This is a genomic window from Nocardioides sp. NPDC051685 (assembly GCF_044453405.1).
In the GTDB taxonomy this organism is placed as follows: domain Bacteria; phylum Actinomycetota; class Actinomycetes; order Propionibacteriales; family Nocardioidaceae; genus Nocardioides.
Genome location: NZ_JBITCR010000013.1, coordinates 12,964 through 38,810, shown reverse-complemented (window position 1 = coordinate 38,810; position 25,847 = coordinate 12,964). Strand labels below are relative to the sequence as shown.

The following is a 25,847-nucleotide window of genomic DNA, read 5'->3' as shown; positions in this document are numbered from 1 at the left end:
CCCCTCTAAGGTAAACCGCATGGAGCTGCGCATCTTCACCGAGCCCCAGCAGGGGGCGTCCTACGCCGACATCCTCGCCGTCGCCCAGAAGGCGGAGGAGCTCGGGTTCGGAGCGTTCTTCCGCTCCGACCACTACCTGAAGATGGGGTCGGTCGACGGGCTGCCCGGGCCGAGCGACGCGTGGACGACGCTGGCCGGTCTGGCCCGCGACACCAGCACGATCCGCCTCGGCACCCTGGTCACCTCGGCGACCTTCCGTCTCCCCGGAGTCTTGGCCATCCAGGCCGCCAACGTAGACGACATGTCCGACGGCCGGGTCGAGCTCGGCCTGGGAGCTGGCTGGTTCGAGGAGGAGCACGAGGCGTACGGGATCCCGTTCCCGACCCTGGGGGAGCGGTTCGACCGGCTCGAGGAGCAACTGGAGATCATCACCGGGCTGTGGGCGACCGAACCGGGGGACACCTTCAGCTTCGAGGGGAAGCACTACACGATCAAGGAGAGCCCGGGCCTGCCCAAGCCGGTCCAGACCCGCGGCCACGCCGGCTCGATCCCGGTGATCGTGGGCGGCGGCGGCAAGAAGCGTACGCCGACGCTGGCCGCCACCTTCGCCGACGAGTTCAACGCCGCCTTCGTCTCCGTCGAGGACTCCCAGGCGCTCTTCGAGAACGTCGGCCGGTTCATCGAGGCTGCCGGACGCGACGACTCCATGGTCTTCTCCGCCGCCCAGGTCCTCTGCGTCGGCAAGGACGAGGACGAGATCGCTCGCCGTGCCGCGGCGATCGGCCGCGAGCCCGCCGAGCTGCGTGAGAACGGTCTGGCCGGCACCCCCGACGAGGTGGTCGCCAAGATCAAGCGCTTCGAGGACGCCGGCGCCAGCCGGATCTACCTCCAGGTGCTGGATCTGAGCGACCTGGACCATCTCGCCCTCGTAGCCGACGAGGTCATGCCGCGCGTCTGACGATAGTCTGTACGCCATGACTGATGCTCCCTTCGGCACCGTGCTCTCCGCACTCGTCACCATCTTCAACGACGACGGCTCGGTCGACCTGGAGCAGACTCAGAAAGTCGCCAAGCACCTGGTCGATCACGGCCACGACGGCATCGTCGTCTCCGGCACCACCGGTGAGTCGCCGACCACGACCCCGGCCGAGGACGGCGAGATCCTGGCCGCGGTCAAGGACGCCGTCGGCGCCCGCGCCAAGATCGTGGCCGGCATCGGCACCAACGACACCCGCACCACCGTCGAGCTCGCCAAGCAGGCCGCCGACATCGGCGCCGACGGCCTCCTGCTGGTGACGCCCTACTACAACAAGCCGGGCGAGCGCGGCATCCGCGAACACTTCCGCACCGTCGCCTCGGTGACCGACACCCCGGTCATCCTCTACGACGTGCCCGGCCGCACCGGCTCCCCGATCACCTTCGAGACCTACCGCGAGGCGATCACCTGGGACACCGTCGTCGCGGTCAAGGAGGCCGCCGGCGACTTCCCGCGCGGCACCCGCCTGCTCGATCTCGGCTACTCGCTCTACTCCGGTGACGACGCGCTCACCCTCGCCTGGCTGGCGCACGGCGCCGTCGGCGTGATCAGCGTCGCCGCCCACGTGCTCGGCGACCAGACGCGGACGATGATCGACGCCTTCGCGGCGAGTGACATCGAGACCGCCCGCAAGACCTATGCGCGGATGCTCCCCGCGATCGACGCCATCATGGGCGTCCCGAACTACGGAGCCACCACTGCCAAGGCCGCTCTCGAGCTGACCGGCGTGATCGACAACCGCAACGTACGAGGGCCGCTCGTGGCACTCGACGCCGACGAGGTCGAGGCGCTGCGAGCCGGGCTGGAGGCCTCTGGCCTTCTCTAGAAGGAATGCCTTTGTCTCACCCACACCCGGAGCTGACCGAACCCGGCAAGCTCCCCAAGGGCGGCCTGCGGGTCACCCCTCTCGGTGGCCTCGGCGAGGTCGGCCGCAACATGACCGTCTTCGAGTACGACGGCCGACTGCTGATCGTCGACTGCGGGGTGCTCTTCCCCGAGGAGCAGCAGCCCGGTGTCGACCTGATCCTGCCCGACTTCGGCCCGATCCGTGACCGCCTCGCAGACGTCGAGGCGCTGGTCCTGACCCACGGTCACGAGGACCACATCGGTGCGACCCCCTACCTGCTCCGTGAGCGGCAGAACATCCCGCTGGTCGGCTCCGAGCTGACCCTGGCCCTGCTCGGCTCCAAGCTGCGCGAGCACCGCCTGCGCGAGACCGTCCAGCACAAGGTACGCGAGGGCGACACGATCACCTTCGGGCCGTTCGAGCTCGAGTTCGTCGCGGTCAACCACTCCATCCCGGACGCGCTCGCGGTCGCGATCCGCACCGGCGCCGGACTGGTGCTGCACACCGGCGACTTCAAGATGGACCAGCTGCCGCTGGACGGCCGGATCACCGACCTGCGCGCCTTCGCCCGGCTCGGCGAGGAGGGTGTGGACCTGTTCCTCACCGACTCCACCAACGCCGAGGTGCCCGGCTTCACGACCGCCGAGAAGAAGATCGCCCCCGCGATCGAGCAGGTCTTCCGGGAGTCCGACCAGCGCATCATCGTGGCCTGCTTCGCCTCCCACGTGCACCGCGTCCAGCAGGTGCTCGACAGCGCGGTCGCGCACGGCCGCAAGGTGGCGTACGTCGGCCGGTCGATGGTCCGCAACATGCAGATCGCCTCCGACCTGGGCTACCTGCACGTGCCCGAGGACGTGATCGTCGACGCCAAGGAGCTCGCCGAGCTGCCGCCGGAGCGCGTCGTGATGGTCTCCACCGGCTCGCAGGGCGAGCCGATGTCGGCGCTGTCGCGGATCGCCAACGGCACCCACAACTTCGTGCACATCGAGCCGGGCGACACCGTCCTCCTGGCGAGTAGCCTGATTCCCGGCAACGAGAACTCGGTCTACCGGGTGATCAACGGCCTCGCCCGCCTCGGCGCCAACGTGGTCCACAAGGGCAACGCCCTGGTGCACGTCTCCGGTCACGCCAGCGCCGGCGAGCTGCTCTACTGCTACAACATCGTCCGCCCGCGCAACGTGATGCCCGTCCACGGCGAGGTGCGCCACCTGCTCGCCAACGGCGACCTGGCCCGCCAGACCGGTGTGGAGAGCGTCGTCTACGCCGAGGACGGTGTCGTCGTCGACCTCATCGACGGCAAGGCCGAGATCGCCGGCAAGGTCGAGTGCGGCTACGTCTTCGTCGACGGCACCACCGTCGGCGACGTCACCGAGTCCGAGCTCAAGGACCGCCGGATCCTGTCCGAGGAGGGCTTCGTCTCGATCATCGTCGTGGTCGACTCCGTCAACGGGGTGGTCTCGAGCGGACCCGAGATCCACGCCCGCGGCCACGTCTGGCCCGAGAACGCCTTCGACCCGATCAAACAGCCGATCGTCAAGGCGGTCAACCGCGCCATCTCCGAGGGTGCGACCGACACCTACCAGCTGCAGCAGGCCATCCGGCGTACGTTCGGACGCTGGGTCTCCTCGACCCACCGCCGTCGCCCGATGATCATCCCGGTGGTCATCGAGGCCTAGGAGAGCGCGAGCAGCACTCCGGCCGTGATCAGCGCCTGGCCGACGTGGTAGGTCACCATGATCGCCAGGTTGGTCAGGCGCGGCGGCTGGTTGCCGTGCTCGGCGAGGTTGAGCCCGATCAGGGTGTCGCTGACGACGAAGATCAGCGCACCGGCAGCGATCCAGATGCTGCCGGTCAGCCAGCCGAGCACGAGCATCGCGCTGATGACCAGGGAGTACGCCACCAGGGCGGCCGCCATCGGACGGCCGCCCATCTGGTGGGCACCGGCAAGGACGCGACGCATCGGGAGCCCCAGCACCAAGGCAACCGCGAAACCCACCCAGGACCACGCGGGGGCGTCCAGGCCGAGACTGAGGAAGGTCACGGCGTACGCCAGGTGGCCGACGAAGAAGAACCCGACGCCGCCGAGGAAGTGCCGCGTGGAGGGCCCGTTCATGGAGATGTCGCCGAGCATCCCGAAGAAGAGCGCGCCGATCAGCCACCATGCTGCCGGCTCGCTGTCGCCGACCGGCCCGACGAGCCCGACGAGCACCGTCACCGCGATCAGGCCGACCATCACCAGCGGCTTGGTCAGGTAGCGGCGCCGGCCCCAGGACAGCCAGACCAGGGTCCAGTCGGCCACGGCGTCGGCGGCGGTGAGAAGGGCGACGAGGACTGTCAGGCTCTGCATGGCGGCAAACTACACCTGTGCAACACACCCCCATGGGGTCCCGGAGCCAGGCCGCTTGGTCAAATACCCTGCTTGTATGGCGACCCGTACGTCTTCCCCGCCGGGTTCGCGGAGCTCGACCACCACCAAGAGCACCCGTCCCCGGAGTACGACCACGACAAAGCGAGCAACGGCCACGAGCCGGGCTCGCTCCAAGGCAACGCCTGCCAAACGCCGCCCTGCCGCCAAGAAGAAGACGACGAACCGTACGCCGCCACGTGCCGTACGCAACGGGCCCAGCCCGATCGCAGTCCTCTTCGACGCCGTCTTCTCGACCATCGCGAGCCTGTGGCTGGCGATCGCCGGGGGAGTGGCGGCCGTCTTCCGTGTCGGCGGCCAGGCCGCGAGCGACCTCGAGCCTGAGCACCGGCGCGACGGCGCCGGCCTGTTCCTGATCGGTCTCGCCGTGCTCGTCGCCGCCGGCGTCTGGTTCCAGCTCGGCGGCCAGTTCTTCGACGTCGTCCGCATCGCCGTGGCCGGTGTCGTCGGCAAGGTCGGCTGGCTGGTGCCGGTCGGACTCGTCGTCGCCGGGGCGCGGCTGATGCGCGACCCGGTCAACGCCGCCCCGGTCGGCCGGCTGGCGATCGGCTGGTCCGCGTTCCTGATGGCCACCCTCGGCATCGTCCAGATCGCCAACGGCAACCCGCAGCCCACCTCCGGCGACAGCAGCGAGCTGCAGTGGGCCGGGGGCGCGATCGGCTACGTCGTGGCCAGCCTGCTGCTCGACGTCCTGCGTTCGACGGCCGTGGTCGTCGTACTCCTGTCTCTTCTCGTCGTCTTCGGGGTCCTGGTCATCACCGGGACGCCGCTCTACCAGGTGCCGAGCCGGCTGGTGGAGCTGCGCGACCGGGCGCTCGGCCTGACCCCGCCCGAGGAGCTGAGCGAGAGCGGCACCAACATCCGACGGGTCCGCCGCAGCGGCAAGCTCTTCGTCGACGACGACACCTTCGACCCGGAGGGCTTCGAGCCCTACGAGACGCCGCTCCTCGAGGAGGAGAAGCCGAAGAAGAAGCGCAAGAAGGACGGGCTCGACATCGCGCTCGCTCTCGACGAGGACTCCGACGCCGACACTCAGCCGGACGAGGTGGCTCCCAGCGATGCGGCCGGCCTGCTGCCGGCGGTCGGCACTGGGTCTATGAACGACGGGGCACGGAAGCCGGGCCAGAAGCGCGACCTCGAGCCGCCGCCGCACGCCGAGCTGCCCCAGCGCGTCGAGCAGCTGATGCTCGCCGGCGACGTCGCCTACACCCTGCCCGGCAGCGACCTGCTCAAGCCGGGCTCGCCCCACAAGGCGCGCTCCAAGGCCTCCGACGAGATCGTCAGCCGGCTCCAGGCGGTGCTCGAGGAGTTCAACATCGACGCCGCGGTCACCGGCTACACCCGTGGCCCGACGGTCACCCGCTACATCGTGGAGCTCGGCGCCGGCGTGAAGGTCGAGAAGATCACCGGCATCCAGAAGAACATCGCCTACGCGGTGGCCTCCGCCGACGTACGCATCCTCTCGCCCATCCCCGGCAAGTCCGCCGTCGGTGTCGAGATCCCGAACATCGACAAGGAGATCGTCACCCTCGGCGACGTGCTCCGCTCCAACGCCGCGCGTGGCGACCATCACCCGATGATCACCGGTGTCGGCAAGGACGTCGAGGGCGGCTTCGTGGTCGCCAACCTCGCCAAGATGCCTCACCTGCTGGTCGCGGGTGCGACCGGCTCGGGTAAGTCGTCCTTCATCAACTCGATGATCACCTCGGTGCTGATGCGGGCCACGCCCGACGAGGTGCGGATGATCATGGTCGACCCGAAGCGGGTCGAGCTCAACGCCTATGAGGGCGTGCCGCACCTGATCACGCCGATCATCACCAACCCGAAGAAGGCCGCCGAGGCGCTGGCCTGGGTCGTACGCGAGATGGACATGCGCTACGACGACCTGGCCAACTTCGGCTTCCGTCACGTCGACGACTTCAACAAGGCCGTCCGCGCCGGGAAGGTGCAGGTTCCGCCCGACTCCGAGCGGGTCCTGTCGCCCTACCCCTACCTGCTGGTCATCGTCGACGAGCTCGCCGATCTGATGATGGTCGCCCCGCGCGACGTCGAGGACGCGGTCGTACGCATCACCCAGCTCGCGCGCGCGGCCGGCATCCACCTGGTGCTGGCCACCCAGCGACCCTCGGTCGACGTCGTCACCGGTCTGATCAAGGCCAACGTGCCCTCGCGGCTCGCCTTCGCCACCTCGTCGCTGGCCGACTCGCGCGTCATCCTCGACCAGCCGGGTGCGGAGAAGCTGGTCGGCCAGGGTGACGGGCTGTTCCTGCCGATGGGCTCCTCCAAGCCGATCCGTGTGCAGGGCTCGTGGGTCTCGGAGTCGGAGATCAACGCGGTCGTCAAGTCCGTCAAGGGCCAGCTGGAGCCGTCCTACCGCGACGACGTGACCGCCCCGGCGGAGTCGAAGCGGGTGCTCGACGACGACATCGGCGATGACATGGACCTGGTGATCCAGGCGATCGAGCTGATCGTCTCGACCCAGTTCGGCTCGACCTCGATGCTGCAGCGCAAGCTCCGCGTCGGGTTCGCCAAGGCCGGCCGCCTGATGGATATTCTGGAGTCGCGCGGCGTGGTCGGTCCCTCCGAGGGCTCCAAAGCACGCGACGTACTCGTCAAGCCGGACGAGATCGACGGCGTCATCGCAACGATCCAGGGGGAGATGTGAGCGAGAAATCACCGGCGGTCGAGACCGCCGACCCTGCTGCCACTGCTGAGGCCGCTGAGTCTGCTGAGTCTGTTGAGTCTGTTGAGTCTGCTGAGGCCCATGAGTCTCATGATGTCGATGTCGTCGAGGTACGCCGCAACGGTCGCCTCGCGCTCGTGGTGGCGCTCGCGTCGCTGCTGGTGGGCCTCGCCTTCGTGCTGCGCGGCGGCATCGAGGGCTACCTCGTCGGCCTGATCCTGCTCGCCGTCGCGGCGGTGCAGGGCTGGACGGCCTGGGACTCCCGGATGCCGCTGCTGCTCGTCGACGAGCAGGGCGTACGCCTCCGATTCGGCCAGACCTGGCAGGGCATCCCGTGGTCGAAGATCGAGTCGGTCGAGCACACCCCGCGTCCGGACGGGATCGAGCGGTTCTGGAAGGACGGCCGCATCGGCATCCTGCTGCACGACGAGGACGAGATGCTCGAGGAGCTCTCGCCGACGGCGCGGCGCCAGGCGATGCTCACCGAGCGCCTCTACGGCCTCCCGTTCTCGCTCCCGCTGGGTCTCTCCACCCGCGTCCTGGGTGCCGGTGACGACGTCACCGAGGCCATCGCCATCGTCGCCGCCGACGGGGTCGAGGTCGTCGAGATCGACCCCGGGCTCGACGCGGAGGAGCCGGAGCCCGAGGCCAGCGACGACGGCACCGACGAGGCCGCTGTCGAGGCCACGGACGACGGCGACACCGCGGTCCGCCCGCCCCTGTCGCAGCAGGCCGGAGACACCAACCCCCGGATGCTCCGGGTCTTGGACGAGCCTGATATCAATGCCGCAGACGTGGCGGACGAGGCGGGGCAGGACCAGGTGGATCGGGACACGGAGCAGGACGAGACGACGCCGAAGACCGACCCCGAGTCCGTGGTGAAGAGTGAGGCGAAGGCGGAGCCGGTCGCGCCGCTGCGCGAGCCCTCGACGGCGGTCCGGGTCGACGTACGCTACGTGCCTGAGGAGCCGCAGGAGACCATCGCCGTCCACGGTGCGAACGCGCTCCAGCTGGACCCGGCGCAGATCGAGTCCCCCCTCCAGATCGACGCGGATGTCGATGCGGATGTCGACGCCGCGGATCCGGTTGCCATCGAGCCGGCCGAGGAGGACCTCGAACCCGAGGGCGTACGCGCGATCGGCGAGCCCGACGAGGAAGTCAAGGCGCTCTCCCCTTCGACACGCTCAGGACACCCCATCGACGATGCCGACGACGAGCCCACCGAGGTGGTGGCGACCAAGGTTCCGGAGATCGGTGCGGAGATCGCCGCGGCCCGTCGCCGGCTTGCCCTGGACATGGATGGCCTGGCCGAGTGGACGCGGATCCGTCCGCACGTCATCGAGGCGATCGAGGTCGACGACTTCGGCCCCTGCGGTGGTGACTTCTACGCTCGCGGCCACCTGCGTACGCTGGCGCGTGTCCTGGGCATCGAGGTCGCGCCGCTGCTGCGTACCTACGACGAGAAGTACGCCTCCGGCCCGGTCAGCCCTCGTGCCGTCTTCGAGGCCGAGCTCGCCCACAGCGCGGCGATCCGCCCGGTTCGCCGGATGCGTGGCGGGCCGTCCTGGTCGGTCCTGGTCGCCGCGGTGATGGCGGTCATCCTGGTCTGGTCGGTCGCCCGCCTGGTCATCGACGGCACCCAGAACGAGCCCGAAGCGGGGGCGATCCAGCTCGACGGCTCGGCCGGCACCGACAGCCCCTACGGCAAGTCGTCGCCGGTCCCGGTGACCATCTCCGCCGCCGGCGGCGGAGCCCACGTGGTCGTGCGCGACTCGCGCGGCAAGGTCGTCTTCAGCGGCGACCTCGCCTTCGGTGAGTCCAAGCAGCTGCAGGTCACCCCGCCGCTGCGCGTCCAGACCTCCGACGGCTCCCTCAAGGTCGCCGTGGGGGACGGCAAGGCCCGGGCCCTCGGCAAGACCGGCGAGGCCGCCCAGCGCACCTACACCGCCAACTAGCACCAACCGCCGACCCGGCGCGTCTGTCCCAAGTCAGCGCGCCGAGTCGGCGCATCTGTCCCGCCTGGCTTCGCCGAGTCGGCGCATCTGTCCCACCGAAATGGGACAGATGCGCCGACTCGACGGTTGTGGGTGGGGCAGATGCGCCGAGTGGGCGGGGATTTCCGGGACAGACGCGCCGGGTGGGCGGGATCTTAAAGAGTTCGGAATTTGGTGACGCGGGTCACATCGCTTTGGGACCATGACATCCGAGAGAGCGCTCTCACGAGTCGCAGGGACTCATCGCTCGTTCATTCGGAAAGCGAGTCATCATGAGAAGTCTCAAGGCATTAGGGGCCGCTGCCGTCGCGGCCGGCGTGATCGCCGTGGCGATCCCGCTGACATCGTTCGGCCAGGCGTCACAGGCCTCGGAGCCGGGCACACCGGCAGGCTGGACCAAGGTGTGGAGCGACGACTTCACCGGTGCGGCCGGGTCGCGGATCGACACGAACAACTGGATCTACGACATCGGCCACTCCTACCCCGGCGGCGCCGCCAACTGGGGCACCGGGGAGATCGCCTACCACTCCGACAGCACCCAGAACGTCTATCAGGACGGCAACGGCAACCTCGCCATCAAGCCGATCCGCGACGGCTCCGGCAACTGGACCTCCGGGCGCATCGAGACCACCCGGACCGACTTCCAGCCGCCGTCGGGTGGCGTGCTCCGTGTCGAGGGCCGCATCCAGATGCCGAACGTCACCGGCGCGGCCGCCCAGGGGATCTGGCCGGCGTTCTGGATGCTCGGTGAACCCTTCCGCGGCAACTACTGGAACTGGCCGGGCATCGGCGAGATCGACATCATGGAGAACGTCAACGGTGCCAACCAGGTCTGGGGCACACTGCACTGCGGCACCTCGCCGGGCGGCCCGTGCAACGAGACGACCGGTCTCGGCGGGACGATCCAGGGCTGCCCCGGCTCGACCTGTCAGTCGTCGTTCCACACCTACGCGATGGAGTGGGACCGCAGCACCAGCCCGCAGCAGATCCGGTTCTACGTGGACAACACGCTCTACCACACGGTCCGCTCGGATCAGGTCGACGCGACCACCTGGAACAACGCGACCAACCACGGCTTCTTCATCATCCTCAACGTCGCCGTCGGCGGTGGCTGGCCCGGCAACCCGACCTCGGCGACCGCCTCCGGCGTGCCGATGCTGGTCGACTACGTCGCGGTCTACGCCAAGGGCGGCGGCACCACCGAGCCGACCGACCCGCCCTCCACGGGGAACCGCGACGCCTACTCCACCATCCAGGCCGAGTCGTACGACGCCCAGAGCGGCACCCAGACCGAGGCGACCACCGACACCGGCGGCGGCCAGGACGTCGGCTACCTCGCGAACGGGGACTGGCTGCGCTACGACGGTGTGAACTTCGGCTCCAGCGCTGCCCACACGTTCTCCGCACGGGTCGCCTCCGGCGCGCCCGCTGGGGTCAGCGGCCTTGTCGAGGTGCGGCTCGACAACGTGAACAACGCGCCGATCGGCAGCTTCTCGGTGGCCAACACCGGAGGCTGGCAGAGCTGGCGTACGGTCCCGGGCAGCATCACGGGGGTGACCGGCACGCACACCGTGTTCCTGCGCTTCACCAGCGGCCAGCCGGCCGACTTCGTCAACGTCAACTGGTTCACCTTCTCCCGCTGACCATTGACCGTCGACCGGTGACCGATGACGCCGGGAGGCGATAGGTTCCACTCATGAACGAGACCCCGGCCGGCCGGCCGACGCTGGAGACGGTGGCGCGGGCGGCCGGGGCCTCGCGAGCGACCGTCTCCCGCGTCGTCAACGGCTCCACGACCGTGCGTCCCGACGTCGCCGAGAACATCCGCCGGGCCATCGCCGACCTCGGCTACGTGCCCAATCCGGCGGCCCGGAGCCTGGTGACGCAGCGTACGGACTCCATCGCGCTGATCCTGCCCGAGTCCGCCACCCGCGTCTTCTCCGACGACGCGTTCTTCCCGGGCGTGATCCGCGGTGTCGGGGAGGCGCTGGAGAAGGCCGACAAGCAGCTCGTCCTGCTGCTCGCCTCGACGCGGTCGAGCCACGACCGGATCCTGCGCTACGTGCACGGGCGCACCGTCGACGGCGTCGTGCTGGCCTCGATGCACGGCGCCGACACCCTGCCCGAGGAGCTGCGGGCGGCGGGGGTCCCGGTCGTGACCAGCGGGCGGCCGCTGGGCGAGGCCACGGTGCCGTTCATCGATGTCGAGCACGCCAGCGGGGTGAAGGCCGCGATGCGCCACCTCGTCGGCCTCGGCCGGAGCCGGATCGCGACCATCGCCGGACCGCAGGACATGGTCGCCGGGCGTGAGCGGCTGGCGGGCTACCTCGCCGGTCTCGAGGCGCTTCCGGGAGCCGTGCCGCTGGTCGAGGAGGGCGACTTCATGCGCCAGTCGGGGATGGACGCCATGGAGCGCCTGCTCGAGCGCGATCCCGCCATCGACGGCGTCTTCGCGGCCTCCGACCTGATGGCCGACGGCGCCCTGCGTACGCTGCGGCGGCTCGGCCGCCGGGTTCCCGACGACGTGGCGGTGATCGGGTTCGACGACGTCGAGGCGGCCCGGTTCACCGACCCGCCGCTTACGACCGTGCACCAGCCGATCCATGAGATCGGCACCCGCCTCGCCGAGCAGATCCTCCGCCTGGTGGCGGGGGAGGAGGTCGAGGCCTCGGTGGTGCTTCCGACGCGGCTGGTGATCCGCGAGTCCGCCTGAACCGGTCGTCCTAGGACGTCGCGCGGTAGCGGCGTTCGGGGCGCCCGGCGGTGCCGTAGTTGAGACGTACGCCGATCCGGCCTGTGCTCGCGAAGTGCTCGAGATAGCGGCGGGCGCTCACCCGCGAGACCCCGATCGCGTCGGCGCACTCGGTGGCGCTCAGCTCGCCGGCGCTCTGCAGCGCGGCCAGGACCGCCCGGGCGGTCTCGGCGCTGAGCCCCTTGGGCAGCCGCTCCCGGGCCTCACGGGCACCTTGGTGGCTGAAGACCTCGTCGATCCCGGCCTGGACCTCGTCGCGGTGCTCGGCACCCTCGGCGCCCTCGGCCCGCTGCCCGATCCGGGCGAGCGCCTCGCGGGAGCGGCGTACGTCGTCGAGCCGGGCGGCCAGGTCCTCGAACGGGAACGGCTTGACCACGTAGTGGGCGGCCCCGCCGGCCGCGGCGGCCCGCACCGTGTCGGCCTCGCGGGCCGCGGTGATGACGATGACGTCGGTGTCGTCGCCTCGGCCGCGCAGCCGGCGCAGCAGCTCGATGCCGCTGAAGTCGGGGAGGTGCACGTCGAGCAGCAGCACGTCGGGGGAGAGGCGGGCGGTCTCCTCGAGCGCCTGGGATCCGGTGGCGGCCACGCCGACGACCCGGAACCCTTCGACGCGCTCCACGAAGCGGGTGTGGATCGAGGCCACCATGAAGTCGTCCTCGACCACGAGCACGGTCAGCTCCGGTGTGGACGTCATCGGGCCTCCTCGGGGGCAGTGGTGGTGGGTGGGGCGAGCGGGGCGGCGCCGGGCAGGGTCGCGATGAAGACGGCTCCAGGGCGCTCCTCCGACCCGCTATTCTCCACCTCGACCTCGCCGCCGCGCGTTCGGCACACCAGCTGCACCAGCGCGAGCCCCACTCCGCGTCCGCTGGCGTCGCGCGGCTTCGTGCTGAAGCCACGCCGGAAGATCTCGGGCAGCCGCTCGGCGGGCACCCCACCGCCGGTGTCGGAGACGCGGACCGTCACGGTCTGTCCCTCGGTCGTCAGCCGTACGCCGACCCGACCGTCGAGCGGCCCGACCAGTGCGGCCGCGTCGACGGCGTTGTCGACCAGGTTGCCGAGCACGGTGACCACGTCGGCCGACCCGTCGGGGGTCAGTCGGGGGAGCGAGCTGGCGCTGTCCAGGTCGATGCTCACCCGGCGTTCCGCGGCCAGGCTGGCCTTCGCGATGAGCAGGGCGGCCACCGCGGGGTCGTCGATCCGGGAGGTGATGTGGTCGCTCAGAGCTGCCCGGCGTGCGGTCAGCCCGGTGACGAACTGACCCACCTCGGCGTACTCCTCCAGCTCCAGCAGGCCGGTGATGGTGTGGAGCTGGTTGCTGAACTCGTGGGTCTGCGCGCGCAGGGTCTCGGTCACGCTCTCGCGGGCATTGAGCTCGCTCTGCAGCGCCACCAGCTCGGTGCGGTCGCGCAGCGTGGTGACGGTGCCGGCGGGGCGGCCGGCGTGGTGGACGCGGTTGCGGTTGAGCACGAGCACCCGCTCACCGGCCACCAGCGGCGCGTCATGCACCTCCTCGGTGCCGCTGAGCAGAGCGAGGGTGTCGGCGGGCAGCCCCAGCGAGTCGAGCCGGCGCCCGGTCGGGTCCGTGGTCAGCCCGAGCAGGTCCCGGGCGCTGTCGCTCATCAGGCTGACCCGTCCGTCGGCGCCGACGGCCAGCACCCCCTCGCGGATCGAGCGCAGCAGGCCTTCTCGGTGGTCGGCGAGGGCGGCGATGTCGCGGGGCTCCAGTCCACGCGTACGCCGCTTGATCAGCCGCGCCAGCAGCCACGACCCCAGCACGCCGAGCGCGAGACCGGCCAGCAGCACGGTCACCGCGTCGGCCCAGGTGCGGGCGAGGCGCTCGGTGAGAGGTGGGTAGTCCTCGGTCACCACGACCACGCCGACCGGATGCGGTGCCTGGGGGTCGGTCCCGGTCGACCCACCGCCGTAGACCGGCACCTGGGCGGCGATCGCCCGGCGGCCCGCGTCGACGATGTCGCCGGACCAGGCCCGGGTCGTCTCGCGCCGGCCGAGGGCCAGGGTCTCACCGATCCGGGTGGGGTCGGTGGCAACGAGGATCGTGCCGTCGAGCCCGGTGAGGTAGGCGGTGTCGGCGCCGGCGTCCGCGGCCCGGGTCTGCAGGTAGAAGCCCAGCGCCTGCCGGTCGGGTTCGCTGGTCAGCCCGTCCTGGACCGCCGCGATCCCGGCCAGGCTCTCGGCGGCGGCGCGCAGCCGGTCCTCACGGGAGTCGCGGAAGTCGGCGTCGCTCTGCCGCAGGGACACGATGCTGGTCGCCACGACGACGAGCAGCAGCACCGAGAGCTGCAGCAGCAGCACCTGCCCGGCGAGCGACAGGTGGCGGCGCGAACCCCGTGACCACAAGTTACACAACCTCCTTTGGTTGCCGAACGGTGACGGCGGTCACCCGGGACTGTGACCATCGCCACTGACCGTTTCAATCCTGAGTCTGGAGGCCAGACGTTGTCGACGCCGACATCGCAGTCCCCGCCCGATCCGAGCCGGCTGCCGCTGCCGAGGCAGCAGCGGCAACCGCGTCGCGCAGCGAGCATACGCCGAACCCGTGTCCTCACCGTCGCGCTCGTGACCTGCCTGCTCGCCGTGGCGTCTGCCTGTGGCGTGACCCGTGGTGCGGAGTCCCGTGACCTCGACATGTGGATCCCGAACAGCCCCGGCGGTGGCTACGACCAGACCGGCCGGGCGGCCGTCGGTGTCCTCGACCGCGACAACCTGACCGGCGGCGACATCCAGGTGACCAACATCCTGGGCGCCGGCGGCTCCGTCGCGATGTCGCGCCTGATGAGCGAGGAGGGCAACGGCAACCTGCTCATGACCATCGGTCTGGGCGTGGTCGGCTCGACGTACTCCTTCGGCGTGGACGCCCGCCCCCAGGACGCCACCCCGATCGCCCAGCTCATCGAGGAGCAGGAAGGCGTGCTGGTCCCGGCCGACTCGCCGTTCAAGACGATCGACGACCTGGTGAAGGCCTGGGCGGAGGACCCCGAGTCCATCGTCATCGGCGGCGGCTCCTCGCCCGGCGGGCCGGACCACCTCTTCCCGATGCAGCTGGCCAAGGCCGCCGGCATCGACCCCAAGGAGGTCAAGTACGTCCCCTACGACGGTGGCGGCCCGCTCACCAGCGCGCTGCTGGGTCACAAGATCGAGGTCGGCTTCTCCGGTCTCGCCGAGTTCGAGGGCCAGGTGGAGGCCGGGGACCTGCGCGTCCTCGCGGTCTCCGGTGACGAGCGTGGCACCGGTGTCTTCGCGGACGCGCCCACGCTGACCGAGAGCGGCATCGACCTGGTCTTCCTCAACTGGCGCGGCATCCTCGCCCCGCCGGGGATCAGCGACGAGCGCCGCCAGGAGCTGATCGACCTGCTCACCCGTATGCACGACTCGAAGCAGTGGCAGCAGGCGCTGAAGGACAACGGCTGGACCGACGCCTTCGTGACCGGCGACGACTTCCACGACCTCCTGGTCGAGCAGGACAAGCGCGTCGCCACGACCCTGAAGGAGCTGGATCTGCTGTGAGCGTCCACGAGACCCAACCCGCAACCGCGCCGGAGTCCAGGCCCACGCGCCGGATCGACTTCGGCCAGTTCGGCCTGGCCGCGTTCATGGTCGTCGTCGGGATCTACACGATCATCGACGCCGCCGGCCTGGAGGTCGGCTTCGCCGACCCGGTCGGCCCCCGCGTCTTCCCGTACGTCATCGGCGCCGGCCTCGTCCTGGTCGGTGCGCTGCTCGCGGTCGCCACCGCCCGTGGCTCCCAGCCGGAGCCCGAGGAGGGCGAGGACGTCGACCTGAGCTCGTCTGCCGACTGGCTGACGGTCCTCAAGCTGGTCACGGTCCTGCTGTTCACGGTCGCCACCGTGAACCTGCTCGGCTGGGCGATCTCGGGCGCGGTGCTGTTCGCCGGCGCCGCCTGGGCGCTCGGCAGCCGCACGCTCGTGCGCGACGTGATCGTCGGGCTCGTCCTGGCGGTCGCCAGCTGGTACGCCTTCTACGTCGGCCTGGGCATCCCGCTCACCCCTGGCGTACTCGACGGGATCCTGTGAGGACTGGGTGATGGAGAACTTCGAACTGCTCATGGGCGGACTCGAGTCCGCCCTGACCCCGATGAACCTGCTCTACGCCGCCATCGGCGTGCTGCTGGGCACCTTCGTCGGCGTGCTCCCCGGCATCGGGCCGGCGATGGCCATCGCGCTGCTGCTGCCCGTGACGTACCGGCTGGAGCCGACCAGCGCCTTCATCATGTTCGCCGGCCTCTACTACGGCGGCATGTACGGCGGATCCACCACTTCCATCCTGCTGAACACACCGGGGGAGTCCGCCTCGGTGATGACGGCGCTGGAGGGCAACCGGATGGCCCGGGCGGGGCGTGGCGCGCAGGCGCTGGCCACCGCGGCGGTCGGCTCGTTCGTCGCCGGCACCATCGGCACGATCCTGGTCGCGTTCTTCTCGCCCGCGCTGGCCGACGTGGCCGTCGACCTGGGCGCGCCGTCGTACTTCGCGCTGATGGTCCTGGCGCTGGTCATGACCACGACCGTGCTCGGCACCTCGGCGCTGCGCGGGTTCGCCGCCCTGTTCATCGGCCTCACCATCGGCCTGGTCGGTCTCGACCTCAACACCGGCCAGCCGCGGCTCACCTTCGGGGTGACCCAGCTCGTCGACCGGCTCGACATCGTGGTCGTCGCGGTCGGCATCTTCGCCCTCGGCGAGGCGCTCTGGGTCGCCGCGCACCTGCGCCGGAAGCCGACGCACGTGATCCCCGTCGGGCGCCCGTGGATGGGACGCGACGACTGGGGCCGTTCCTGGAAGCCGTGGCTGCGCGGCACCGCCTTCGGGTTCCCGTTCGGCGCGCTGCCCGCTGGCGGCGCCGAGATCCCGACCTTCCTCTCCTACCTGACCGAGCGGAAGCTCTCCAAGCGCGGCGACTTCGGGCGCGGCGCCATCGAGGGTGTCGCGGGTCCGGAGGCGGCCAACAACGCCTCGGCGGCCGGCATGTTCGTGCCGATGCTCGCGCTCGGCCTGCCGGTGACCGCCACCGCCTCGGTGATGCTCTCCGCGCTCCAGGGCTACGGCATCACCCCGGGGCCGCAGCTGATGACCGACCACGCGGACCTGGTGTGGACGCTGCTGGCCAGTCTGCTGATCGGCAACACCCTGTTGCTGGTGCTCAACCTGCCACTGGCGCCGCTGTGGGCCCGGCTGCTGCGGATCCCGCGTCCGCAGCTCTACGCGGGCATCCTGTTCTTCGCCTGCCTAGGTGCCTACGCCACCAACCTGGACCCGTTCGACATCGGGCTGCTGGTCGCGTTCGGCCTGCTCGGGCTGATGATGCGCCGCTTCGGCCTGCCGGTGCTGCCGCTGATCCTGGGTGTCATCCTGGGGCCGCTGATGGAGAGCAAGCTGCGCGAGGCGCTGACGATCTCGGGCGGTGACTACGGTGGGTTGCTGAACGAGCCGCTGGCCGTGGTCATCTACGTCCTGATCGCGTTGTTCATCCTGGGCCGGCCGTTCATCGCCCGGGCCCGGGACCGGGCCGAGCAGTCGGCCGTCGTCGAGGAAGAGAAGGAGCTGGTGGACTGATGAGTGAGACTCCCGCAGGTGGCTGGGTGGTCGTGGCATGGGCGCCCGACGTCTACGGCGCGGTAGCGCTGGACTGGGCGCTCGCCGACGCCGAGCGCCGTGACCGTGGCGTCGTGGTCGTCAACGCCTCCCGGGGCGATGCCCTGGTCGACGAGCGCTTCGCCTTCGAGGAGCAGCTCGGCAAGCTCGAGCGCCGGCTCACCGAGTCCGGCCGTCCCCACGAGATCCGGCAGTCCATCGACCCGGACGTCGCCGGCGCGGTCCTCGACGCCGCCGAGCAGCTCGACGCCCGGCTGATCGTGGTCGGCCTGAGGCGGCGTACGCCGGTGGGCAAGCTGCTGATGGGCAGCGTGGCCCAGCGGATCCTGCTCGGCGCGGCCTGCCCGGTTCTCTCCGTGAAGCCGGGCTCGGTCCCCGACTGATCGCCCCGTCCCGGCGCGAGGGTTCGGTCTCAGGCGGGTGTGCCCGTCATACTTCACGGTGATGAGCACTGCGACCGAACCCTCCGCCGAGACCGACCAGCCCCTGGTGTCCGTCGCCATGGTGACCCTCGGGTGCACCCGCAACGAGGTGGACTCCGAGGAGCTCGCCGGCCGGCTGACCGCCGGAGGCTTCCGGCTGGTCGCCGACCCGGACGAGGCCGACACGGTGGTCGTGAACACCTGCGGGTTCGTCGAGCAGGCCAAGAAGGACTCGGTCGACACGCTGCTCGAGGCGGCCGATCTCAAGGAGAACGGCCGGGCCCAGGCGGTCGTGGCGGTCGGCTGTATGGCCGAGCGCTACGGCAAGGACCTGGCTGCCGAGCTCCCCGAGGCCGACGCGGTGCTCGGCTTCGACGACTACCCCGACATCGCCGCCAAGCTCCGCTCCATCCTCAGCGGCGAGACCCACCACCCGCACACGCCCCAGGACCGGCGCCTGCTGCTCCCGATCTCCCCGGTCGAGCGCGACGCCTCCGCCATCTCGGTCCCCGGCATGGCGGCCGTCGACCAGGTGCCGGGTTTCGCGGGACGTACGCGGCTCGACGACGCTCCGTGGGCGCCGCTGAAGCTGGCCAGCGGCTGCGACCGGCGCTGCACCTTCTGCGCCATCCCGCAGTTCCGCGGCTCGTTCGTCTCGCGGCGCCCCTCCGACGTCCTCCACGAGGCCCAGTGGCTGGCCCAGCAGGGCGTCAAGGAGCTCTTCCTGGTCTCGGAGAACTCCACCTCCTACGGCAAGGACCTCGGCGACATCCGGCTGCTCGAGACGCTCCTTCCCGAGCTCGCCGGCATCGACGGCATCGAGCGCGTACGCGTCTCCTACCTGCAGCCCGCCGAGACCCGGCCCGACCTCCTGAAGGTCATCGGCACCACGCCGGGCGTGACCCCCTACTTCGACCTGAGCTTCCAGCACGCCTCCAACGCCGTCCTGCGGCGGATGAAGCGGTTCGGCGACCCGGAGAGCTTCCTGGGCCTGCTCGAGCAGATCCGCGGCCACGCGCCCGAGGCCGGGGTTCGGTCCAACGTCATCGTCGGCTTCCCCGGCGAGACCGAGGAGGACCTCCAGATCCTCACCGACTTCCTGGTCGCCGCCCGGATGGACGTCACCGGCGTCTTCGGCTACTCCGACGAGGAGGGCACCGAGGCCGCCGGCTTCGACGACTCGCTCAAGCTGGACGAGGACGAGATCCGCGCCCGCGTCGAGCACGTCAACGAGCTCGTCGAGGAGCTCACCGCCCAGCGCGCCGAGGAGCGGATCGGGGAGCAGGTCGTCGTGCTCGTCGAGGAGACCTCCGACGGGGAGATCTGGGGCCGCGCCGCCCACCAGGGCCCCGAGGTCGACGGGATGACCTCCCTCGAAGGAGACGTCGAGGGCGTACGTCCCGGTGATCTCGTGAGCGCGACCGTCATCGCCTCCGAAGGCGTTGACCTGGTCGCCGAAGTGAACGGATAGGGTTCGCCGCGTGAACGACGAGAGCACTGCCCCCGAGGAATCGGTGCAGAAGACGAGCAACTGGAACGTACCCAACGCGCTGACCACGCTGCGGATCCTCGCGGTGCCGTTCTTCGCATGGGCGCTGCTCGCCGACGGCGGTGACAACCCGACCCTGCGCTGGGTGTCCTTCGTGATCTTCGTGCTGGCGATGATCACCGACAAGATCGACGGCGACCTGGCCCGCAAGCACAACCTGATCACCGACTTCGGAAAGATCGCCGACCCGATCGCTGACAAGGCGGTCACCGGGATGGCCTTCATCGGGCTCTCGATCGTCGGCGACATCTGGTGGTGGGTGACCGTCATCGTGCTGCTGCGCGAGTGGAGCGTCACGCTGCTGCGGCTCTCGGTGCTGAAGAAGATCGTGATCGCGGCCGACCAGCTCGGCAAGATCAAGACCACCGTCCAGGCGGTCGCGCTCGGCGGCCTGCTGCTGCCGCTGCCGCACGGTTCGGCTCACGGCGGCGCCTTCGGTGACGCGCTGGTGTGGGAGCTGCTCTTCTACGCCTTCCAGATCTGCCTCGCGGTCGCGGTCGCGCTGACGATGTGGTCGGGGGCGCAGTTCTTCCAGGGCGTCTGGAAGCAGCGGGCGTCGCTCCGCTCCTGAATTTCGGGTAGTTGTAACTCCGTTACCGGACGTTCATCGAAGATCCCCGCGAAGAAGGTGTGTGCGGCGTTATTGTCGCGATTCGGTCGGTGCTGAATCGGGCAGACCGCCCATCGCCTTCTACCTTCCACACGCGGGGAGTCATCCATGTTCTCAGCACGTCACGTGCTCGGTTCGATGGTCGGCCTGACGGCCGCCGTCGCAGGCATCGGCGCGGTCGCCATCCCGACCGCGCGCGCCACCACGGCTGCCGAGGTCGTCGCCATCGCCGACATCCAGGGCACCGGCACCACCAGCCCGCTCGTCGGTCAGACCGTCACGACCAGCGGCATCGTCACCGCGGCCTACCCCTCGGGTGGGTTCTTCGGCTTCTACCTCCAGACCTCCGGCACCGGCGGGTCGCTCGACCTCGGGGCCCACGACGCCTCCGACGCGGTCTTCGTCTACCAGCCCCGCTCGGCCGGTGCCGTCACGGTGAAGCCGGGCGACGCGGTGACGGTGACCGGAGCGGTGACCGAGTACGCCGGGCTGACCGAGGTGTCCGTGCCCGCGGCCACCGACATCGTCACCGACGGCACCGGGACGATCGACCCGGTCGTCTCGCAGTGGCCGGCCACCGACGCGCAGAAGGAGTCCCTGGAGGGCATGCTCTTCGCGCCCCAGGGTGACGTCACCGTCAGCAACACCTACGGCGTCGAGAACTTCGGCGAGCTCGGTCTCGCTCATGGCGACCGCCCGCTGCTCCAGCCGACCGAGGTGGCCCGCCCCGGCTCCGACGAGGCCGAGGCCGTCAAGGCCGACAACGCCGCCCGCGGGATCGTGCTCGACGACGGCTCCTCGACGACGCTGCGCCCGCCGACGAGCCGCACCATCCCCTACGTCTCCAACGAGTCGCCGGTCGTGGTCGGTGCCCCCGTCGACTTCCGCGGCCCGGTGATCCTGTCCCAGGGCGGCTCGCCCGCGGCGCCCACCTACCGTCTCCAGCCCACCCAGGTCGCCACCGCAGACCCGGCGTCGTGGCCGGCGGACTTCGGCAACGTACGCAGCGACGCCCCGGACGAGGGCAAGATCGGCCGTCGCGCGGACCTGAAGATCGCCTCGTTCAACGTGCTCAACTACTTCACCACGCTGGGTGACGCCGACGACGACAACGTCGGTGACGGCGGCTGCACGGCCTACAAGGACCGCGCCGGCGACGGCAACAGCGTCAGCGGCGGATGCGACCAGCGCGGCGCCTGGGACCCGGCCGACTTCGGTCGCCAGCAGGCCAAGATCGTCTCCGCGATCAACGCGCTCGACGCCGACGTCGTGGGGCTGATGGAGATCGAGAACTCCGCGCGCCTGGGCGAGACCCCCGACGAGGCGACCAACTCGCTGGTCGCCGCGCTCAACGCGGCCGCCGGCCGCAAGGTCTGGACGGCCAACCCGTCCTCGGCCGAGCTGCCCGACGCCTCCGGCGCCGACGTGATCACCAACGCGATCATCTACAAGCGTTCGGCCGTACGCCGCATCGGCGAGGCCCGCGCGCTGGGTGACCAGAGCGGCGACGACCAGGCCTTCGGCAACGCCCGCGAGCCGATCGGGCAGGTCTTCAAGCCGACGGACGGTGGTGCGCCGTTCCTCTTCGTGGTCAACCACTTCAAGTCGAAGGGCTCGGCTGGTCCGTGGCCGGGCGACGGCGACACCGGCGACGGCCAGGGTGCCTCCAACGAGTCGCGGGTCCGGCAGGCCACCGCGCTGGTCTCCTGGGTCTCCTCGATCCGCGCCGAGACCGGGGTCACCGACGTGGCGCTCGCCGGTGACTTCAACTCCTACACCCAGGAGGACCCGATGCAGGTCCTCTACGAGGCCGGCTTCGCCGACTCCGAGACGCTGAGCGGCAACGAGGAGTACAGCTACTCCTTCTCCGGCCTGTCCGGCTCGCTCGACCACGTGCTCCTCAACCGGCACGCCCAGCGCCGCTTCACCGGCTCCGACATCTGGGGGATCAACTCGGGCGAGTCCGTGCTGCTCGAGTACAGCCGCTACAACTACACCGGAGCCGACCTGCACACCGACTCGCCGTACCGCTCCTCCGACCACGACCCGGTCGTCGTCGGGCTGAAGCGCAACGTGGGGTAGAGGTCACGACCTGCGCGGCCCGGTCACCGTCATGGTGACCGGGCCGCTACCTTGTCCGTATGGCAGCAGTCGACGACCTTCATGCCGCTCTTCGGGACGCCGGCGCGACCCTGGCGACCGCCGAGTCCCTGACCGCCGGACGCCTGGCGGCGCTGCTCACCGAACCGCCGGGAGCGTCGAAGACGTTTCGCGGGGGCTTCGTGACGTACGCGACGGACCTGAAGCACACCCTGCTGGGTGTGCCTGTCTCGGTGATCGAGACGGTCGGGGTGGTCTCCGCGGAGTGCGCCGCAGCGATGGCCGCGGGCGCGCGGGAGCGGTCGGGGTCGACGTACGGGCTTGCGACCACGGGTGTGGCCGGCCCCGAGGAGCAGGAGGGAAAGCCCGTCGGGACGGTCTATCTGGGCGTTTCCGGTCCGCACGGTGAAACAACGGCCCGTCTCGGGCTGTCAGGCTCGCGCGCAGAGATCCAGCGTGATACGTGTTTGTTCGCTGTTGATGAACTACTCGGACTACTTCGGCGGGAACATCGAAGGGTCAGGTAGCGTTGGAGCCAGACGTCACCCAGATGTCGGTGACTTGTGACCTGTAGGAGGCTGACCGCAATGGTGCTCTTCCGTCGACTTCTCGGCGAGGTGCTTCGTGCCCAGCGGCTCGAGCGCGGGATGACTCTGCGCGAGGTCTCGGCGGAGGCGCGAGTCAGTCTCGGCTACATCTCCGAGGTCGAGCGTGGCCAGAAGGAAGCCTCCTCCGAGCTCCTCGCCTCGCTCTGCAGCGCTCTCGATGTCGCCCTCTCCGACGTGCTCCGCGACGTCTCCGACGCCGTCGCCCTCGAAGAGGCCACCATCCTCCGGATGCCTGTGCGCGCCGCGGCCGACGCTGCCGCTGCCTGATCTCCGCGCCGTCCGGGGAAAGTCTTCTCCCCGGAATGTCTCAAAGCGGACGTTCCCGTCTCCTTGCTGGCGTGGGCCCACGACGGGCCCGCGCACTCATGGGGAGATGGTGCAATGCGCATGGCAGTCGAGAACGAGCTTCCAGACCTGACGGTCCCGGTGCCTCGGGGCGAGGACGACTCGGATTCCCCTGACCTGCTCGAGGCCGAGCTGTTCGGGCTGGAGGAGACGCTGAACATCCTTCGCGAGGAGTTCACCTCGGTCGCTCCCGGTGAACGGACCCACGTCGCCCGCCACATGCGGGACACCCGGGTCCGGATCGCGCAGATCCGGTTGCGGCTGCTGCACGGCCGCTAGCTCTGGCAACGAGGGCAGTAGTAGGCCGGGCGCTCCTTGCCGAGTGGGCCGACCTTGGCCACGGTCACGGGGCCGCTGCAGCGGCGGCATGCCCGGCGGCCGTAGACCCACATCTGCCGGGAGAGCGCCCAGTCGGCCTGCATCAGGTCGCGGGCGCGGTGCAGGATCCGGGGGAGCCTGTCGCCGGCGTCGGCGACCGTACGCAGCGGGCTGATCCCTGCGATGAAGCAGGCCTCGGCGGCGTAGATCGTGCCGATCCCGGCGAGGTTGGTCTGGTCGCGGAGCGCCTCGAAGAGCGGCCGCTCCGGTTGCCGGGCGAGGCGCTCGAGGGCTGTGTCTGCGTTCCAGCTGTCGGCGAGGATGTCCGGGCCGAGATGGGCGACCGGCCGTTCCTCCTGGTCGCGGGGGACGAGCTCGACGATGCCGAGGAGGAAGCCGACCGCCTCCCTCCTCTCGGTGCGGAGCACGACCCGTGCCTGAAACCCCGGCTTCGGCCAGCGCCGTCCCGCCTCGAGGACCCGCCAGGATCCCTCCATCTTCAGGTGGGTGTGGAGCGTCCACTCGCCGGTGCGATGGTCGATCCGGGTCAGCAGGTGCTTGCCGCGGGTCACCGTCCCGAGGACGGTGCCGCCGGAGAGATCGGCCGTGGCCAGCTGGGGGACCCGGAAGTCCGTACGCGTCAGCACCTGTCCCGCCAGCCCCTTGTCGAGGGAACGGGCGGTGCGGAGCACGGCGTCGCCTTCGGGCACGTCCTCACCTGCTCGGCGCGGTCAGGCGCAGCCCGCGCGGGGTGGCGATGAAGCCGGCGTACTGGAGCGCCTGACGCAGCGGGGTCTCGCCGGAGCCGAGCAGCGGGGCGCCGTCGGCCTTCTCGACCGTCAGCCGTCCCAGCGCCCCTCGCCTGACGGCATCGGCGAGCGCCTCGGCGGCCGGCTCGAGGAGGTTGGGATCCTCGGACCAGGTCAGCAGCGTGCGGCCGCCGCGCTCGACGTACATCGCCAGCTCGCCGTCGACCAGCACCACGATCGCGCCCGCCTTGCGGCCGGGGCGGTGGCCGTCCTCCGAGACCGGCCAGGGCAGCGCCGCGCCGTAAGGGTTGGCGGGGTCGGTCGCGGCGAGCGCGAGCGCGACGGGCTTGTCGCTCGGCTCGACCCGGGAGAACGTACGCAGCCGGTCGACCGAGCCGGCGGTGCCGAACTGGGCGGCACCGAGGCCCTCGACGAAGTAGCCCCGCCTCGCTCTCCCGGACTCCTCGAAGGCACTGAGCACTTTGTAGACGGCGGCGAACCCTCCCGGCGTGCGCTCGGACTGGACCGCGCCGCGGGTGACCACGCCGTGGCGGTCCAGCAGCCGCTCGGCAGCCGCATGGGCGCGCTTGGTCGGGTCGGGGTCGGGCTCGGGCAGGATCGTCCAGCGCCCGGCCGTCTCCGGGAGGCTGGCTCGCGCCGGCATCCGCGCGCCGCCGGTGTAGCGGCCGCCCCGAGCTCTCGGCGGCGGTCTCCGGGAGCGGTGTGACGGCGTGCCGGAGCGGGTCAGCGCCCGTAGGGGGAGCAGCGTGTCGTTGCTGACCCGACCCGACCAGACCAGCTCCCACAGGGCCGCGCTCAGATCGGCGTCGCTCGGGGTCTTGTCTTCTTCTGTCGTCATCGTCCGGGCGAGCTGGTGGAAGAACCAGGCGCCGCCGGGTTCAAGGGCTTCGAGGATGCGCTCGGCGAGCGGGCCGGGCGGCATCTCGGTTGGGGGCGGCAGGGTTAGTTCGGCGGTGTCGGCCGGGTGCAGCGAGACCCAGCCGTCGGTGCCGGGCAGGCTGCCGTGACCGGCCCAGAGCACCTCGCCGCCGGAGGTCAGCTCGTCGAGGAACGCCGGCTCGTAGTCCACCACCCGGGCGGGCAGGATCAGGCTCTCCAGCGCGCTGGCCGGCACCGGGCAGCCGGCGAGCTGGTCGACGACGCTGAGCACACCGTCGACCCCGCGCAGTGCGCCCTTGCGTACGGATGTCTTCTGCCACGCCGGAAGGAACCTGCCCAGCGCCGCCGGCTCGACGGGCTCGACCTCCTTGCGCAGCCGGGCCAGCGAGCGCCGGCGCAGCATCCGGAGCACCTCGGCATCACACCACTCCAGCCCGCTGCCGCCCGGCCGGAACTCGCCGTCGAGCACCCGCCCGCGGGCCGAGAGCCGGGCCAGAGTGTGCCGCACGACCGCCTCGCCCAGCCCCAGCCTGGCGGCCACGTCGGCCGCCGTGAACGGCCCGTGCGAACGCGCGTAGCGCGAGACCAGGTCGCCGACCGGGTCCTCGACCGGCTCGGTGAACGCCGACGGTACGCCCGGAGGAACCGCCACCCCCAACCCGTCCCTCAGCCTGGCCACATCCTCGACCACCGCCCACCGAGCCTCCCCGGCCACCCGCACCTCGACCACCCGTCGAGCCGTGGCGAGGTCTTCCAGCGCCGCCGACGCGTCACCCCGGTCGGCCGAGGCGTCACCCCGGTCGGCCGAGGCGTCACCCCGGTCGGCCGAGGCGTCACCCCGGTCGGCCGAGGCGTCACCCCGGTCGGCCGAGGCGTCACCCCGG

At 70.6% G+C, this 25,847-nt stretch carries 22 protein-coding genes; 17 read left to right on the top strand and 5 right to left on the bottom strand.

The window, feature by feature from the left end; all coding sequences use genetic code 11:
- Nucleotides 1–19 precede the first annotated feature (19 nt).
- Genes ACIA03_RS26095 through ACIA03_RS26085 form a run of 3 tightly spaced genes read left to right on the top strand, consistent with a single transcriptional unit; the run spans nt 20 to nt 3,559 of the window.
- Nucleotides 20–958 carry an LLM class F420-dependent oxidoreductase gene (locus tag ACIA03_RS26095; protein ID WP_396988012.1) on the top strand — a complete coding sequence of 313 codons (939 nt, stop codon included), beginning with the start codon at nt 20–22 and terminating at the stop codon, nt 956–958.
- A 16-nt stretch (nt 959–974) separates the two neighbouring features.
- Nucleotides 975–1,862: a 4-hydroxy-tetrahydrodipicolinate synthase gene (gene dapA, locus ACIA03_RS26090; protein WP_396988010.1), complete on the top strand. Its 888-nt coding sequence runs from the start codon at nt 975–977 to the stop codon at nt 1,860–1,862.
- An 11-nt stretch (nt 1,863–1,873) separates the two neighbouring features.
- Nucleotides 1,874–3,559 (top strand): ribonuclease J, encoded by a 1,686-nt coding sequence (locus ACIA03_RS26085; RefSeq protein ID WP_396988008.1) that lies wholly within the window; start codon nt 1,874–1,876, stop codon nt 3,557–3,559.
- Here ACIA03_RS26085 and ACIA03_RS26080 read toward each other — a convergent pair.
- A complete protein-coding gene (locus tag ACIA03_RS26080) occupies nt 3,556–4,230 on the bottom strand; it encodes a lysoplasmalogenase (RefSeq protein ID WP_396988006.1) in 675 nt (224 codons plus the stop codon). The genes ACIA03_RS26085 and ACIA03_RS26080 overlap by 4 nt on opposite strands.
- Before the next feature lie 76 nt (nt 4,231–4,306).
- On the opposite strand from ACIA03_RS26080, the gene ACIA03_RS26075 reads away from it, so the two are divergent.
- From ACIA03_RS26075 to ACIA03_RS26060, 4 genes are all read left to right on the top strand, one after another.
- Nucleotides 4,307–6,973, top strand: a complete 2,667-nt coding sequence (locus ACIA03_RS26075) for a DNA translocase FtsK 4TM domain-containing protein (RefSeq protein WP_396988004.1) — start codon at nt 4,307–4,309, stop codon at nt 6,971–6,973.
- Nucleotides 6,970–8,946: a helix-turn-helix domain-containing protein gene (locus ACIA03_RS26070; protein WP_396988003.1), complete on the top strand. Its 1,977-nt coding sequence runs from the start codon at nt 6,970–6,972 to the stop codon at nt 8,944–8,946. The genes ACIA03_RS26075 and ACIA03_RS26070 overlap by 4 nt, the downstream gene beginning before the upstream one ends.
- Nucleotides 8,947–9,257: 311 nt before the next feature.
- Nucleotides 9,258–10,628: a glycoside hydrolase family 16 protein gene (locus ACIA03_RS26065; protein ID WP_396988001.1), complete on the top strand. Its 1,371-nt coding sequence runs from the start codon at nt 9,258–9,260 to the stop codon at nt 10,626–10,628.
- Between the two features lie 53 nt (nt 10,629–10,681).
- The gene (locus ACIA03_RS26060; RefSeq protein WP_396987999.1) at nt 10,682–11,698 is read left to right on the top strand and encodes a LacI family DNA-binding transcriptional regulator; all 1,017 of its coding nucleotides are present in this window, start codon (nt 10,682–10,684) and stop codon (nt 11,696–11,698) included.
- A gap of 10 nt (nt 11,699–11,708) precedes the next feature.
- Here the strand turns inward: ACIA03_RS26060 and ACIA03_RS26055 are convergent, their stop codons facing one another.
- Together ACIA03_RS26055 and ACIA03_RS26050 are read right to left on the bottom strand one after the other, a co-directional pair.
- The gene (locus tag ACIA03_RS26055; protein WP_396987997.1) at nt 11,709–12,431 is read right to left on the bottom strand and encodes a response regulator; all 723 of its coding nucleotides are present in this window, start codon (nt 12,429–12,431) and stop codon (nt 11,709–11,711) included.
- The gene (locus tag ACIA03_RS26050) at nt 12,428–14,095 is read right to left on the bottom strand and encodes an ATP-binding protein (RefSeq protein ID WP_396987995.1); all 1,668 of its coding nucleotides are present in this window, start codon (nt 14,093–14,095) and stop codon (nt 12,428–12,430) included. The genes ACIA03_RS26055 and ACIA03_RS26050 overlap by 4 nt, the downstream gene beginning before the upstream one ends.
- 219 nt (nt 14,096–14,314) lie before the next feature.
- On the opposite strand from ACIA03_RS26050, the gene ACIA03_RS26045 reads away from it, so the two are divergent.
- The 10 genes from ACIA03_RS26045 (at nt 14,315) to ACIA03_RS26000 (ending at nt 23,275) form a co-directional block, all read left to right on the top strand.
- On the top strand, nt 14,315–15,262 hold the full coding sequence (locus tag ACIA03_RS26045; RefSeq protein ID WP_396987993.1) for a Bug family tripartite tricarboxylate transporter substrate binding protein: 948 nt from the start codon (nt 14,315–14,317) through the stop codon (nt 15,260–15,262).
- A complete protein-coding gene (locus ACIA03_RS26040; RefSeq protein WP_396987991.1) occupies nt 15,259–15,789 on the top strand; it encodes a tripartite tricarboxylate transporter TctB family protein in 531 nt (176 codons plus the stop codon). The genes ACIA03_RS26045 and ACIA03_RS26040 overlap by 4 nt, the downstream gene beginning before the upstream one ends.
- Nucleotides 15,790–15,799: 10 nt before the next feature.
- Nucleotides 15,800–17,323, top strand: a complete 1,524-nt coding sequence (locus ACIA03_RS26035; RefSeq protein WP_396987989.1) for a tripartite tricarboxylate transporter permease — start codon at nt 15,800–15,802, stop codon at nt 17,321–17,323.
- Nucleotides 17,323–17,745, top strand: coding sequence for a universal stress protein (locus tag ACIA03_RS26030; protein ID WP_396987987.1), 423 nt, complete (start codon nt 17,323–17,325; stop codon nt 17,743–17,745). Before ACIA03_RS26035 ends, ACIA03_RS26030 begins: the two co-directional genes overlap by 1 nt.
- Before the next feature lie 106 nt (nt 17,746–17,851).
- Nucleotides 17,852–19,255: a 30S ribosomal protein S12 methylthiotransferase RimO gene (gene rimO / locus ACIA03_RS26025; RefSeq protein ID WP_396988193.1), complete on the top strand. Its 1,404-nt coding sequence runs from the start codon at nt 17,852–17,854 to the stop codon at nt 19,253–19,255.
- 10 nt (nt 19,256–19,265) lie between these two features.
- Nucleotides 19,266–19,904 (top strand): CDP-diacylglycerol--glycerol-3-phosphate 3-phosphatidyltransferase, encoded by a 639-nt coding sequence (pgsA, locus tag ACIA03_RS26020; protein WP_396987985.1) that lies wholly within the window; start codon nt 19,266–19,268, stop codon nt 19,902–19,904.
- A gap of 147 nt (nt 19,905–20,051) precedes the next feature.
- Complete coding sequence (locus ACIA03_RS26015) at nt 20,052–22,025, top strand: ExeM/NucH family extracellular endonuclease (RefSeq protein ID WP_396987983.1); 1,974 nt, start codon at nt 20,052–20,054, stop codon at nt 22,023–22,025.
- 59 nt (nt 22,026–22,084) lie between these two features.
- On the top strand, nt 22,085–22,570 hold the full coding sequence (locus tag ACIA03_RS26010; protein ID WP_396987981.1) for a CinA family protein: 486 nt from the start codon (nt 22,085–22,087) through the stop codon (nt 22,568–22,570).
- Nucleotides 22,571–22,630: 60 nt separating this feature from the next.
- Complete coding sequence (locus tag ACIA03_RS26005; protein ID WP_040754988.1) at nt 22,631–22,918, top strand: helix-turn-helix domain-containing protein; 288 nt, start codon at nt 22,631–22,633, stop codon at nt 22,916–22,918.
- 120 nt (nt 22,919–23,038) lie between these two features.
- The gene (locus ACIA03_RS26000; RefSeq protein ID WP_396987978.1) at nt 23,039–23,275 is read left to right on the top strand and encodes a hypothetical protein; all 237 of its coding nucleotides are present in this window, start codon (nt 23,039–23,041) and stop codon (nt 23,273–23,275) included.
- Here the strand turns inward: ACIA03_RS26000 and ACIA03_RS25995 are convergent.
- Together ACIA03_RS25995 and ACIA03_RS25990 are read right to left on the bottom strand one after the other, a co-directional pair.
- Entirely contained in the window at nt 23,272–24,024 is a 753-nt protein-coding gene (locus tag ACIA03_RS25995) for a DNA-formamidopyrimidine glycosylase family protein (RefSeq protein ID WP_396987976.1), read from the bottom strand. The genes ACIA03_RS26000 and ACIA03_RS25995 overlap by 4 nt on opposite strands.
- Before the next feature lie 4 nt (nt 24,025–24,028).
- Nucleotides 24,029–25,847: DNA glycosylase AlkZ-like family protein (locus ACIA03_RS25990; RefSeq protein WP_396987973.1), on the bottom strand; the 1,819-nt coding region annotated here is incomplete at its 5' end.

Coding starts and splice junctions, on each gene's coding strand:
- ACIA03_RS26030 (WP_396987987.1), top strand. CDS start 17,323: ATGAGTGAGACTCCCGCAGGTGGCTGGGTGGTCGTGGCATGGGCGCCC.
- dapA (WP_396988010.1), top strand. CDS start 975: ATGACTGATGCTCCCTTCGGCACCGTGCTCTCCGCACTCGTCACCATC.
- ACIA03_RS26055 (WP_396987997.1), bottom strand. CDS start 12,431: ATGACGTCCACACCGGAGCTGACCGTGCTCGTGGTCGAGGACGACTTC.
- ACIA03_RS26075 (WP_396988004.1), top strand. CDS start 4,307: ATGGCGACCCGTACGTCTTCCCCGCCGGGTTCGCGGAGCTCGACCACC.
- ACIA03_RS26015 (WP_396987983.1), top strand. CDS start 20,052: ATGTTCTCAGCACGTCACGTGCTCGGTTCGATGGTCGGCCTGACGGCC.
- ACIA03_RS26035 (WP_396987989.1), top strand. CDS start 15,800: ATGGAGAACTTCGAACTGCTCATGGGCGGACTCGAGTCCGCCCTGACC.
- ACIA03_RS26095 (WP_396988012.1), top strand. CDS start 20: ATGGAGCTGCGCATCTTCACCGAGCCCCAGCAGGGGGCGTCCTACGCC.
- ACIA03_RS26000 (WP_396987978.1), top strand. CDS start 23,039: ATGGCAGTCGAGAACGAGCTTCCAGACCTGACGGTCCCGGTGCCTCGG.
- ACIA03_RS26060 (WP_396987999.1), top strand. CDS start 10,682: ATGAACGAGACCCCGGCCGGCCGGCCGACGCTGGAGACGGTGGCGCGG.
- ACIA03_RS26065 (WP_396988001.1), top strand. CDS start 9,258: ATGAGAAGTCTCAAGGCATTAGGGGCCGCTGCCGTCGCGGCCGGCGTG.
- ACIA03_RS26005 (WP_040754988.1), top strand. CDS start 22,631: ATGGTGCTCTTCCGTCGACTTCTCGGCGAGGTGCTTCGTGCCCAGCGG.
- ACIA03_RS26080 (WP_396988006.1), bottom strand. CDS start 4,230: ATGCAGAGCCTGACAGTCCTCGTCGCCCTTCTCACCGCCGCCGACGCC.
- ACIA03_RS26010 (WP_396987981.1), top strand. CDS start 22,085: ATGGCAGCAGTCGACGACCTTCATGCCGCTCTTCGGGACGCCGGCGCG.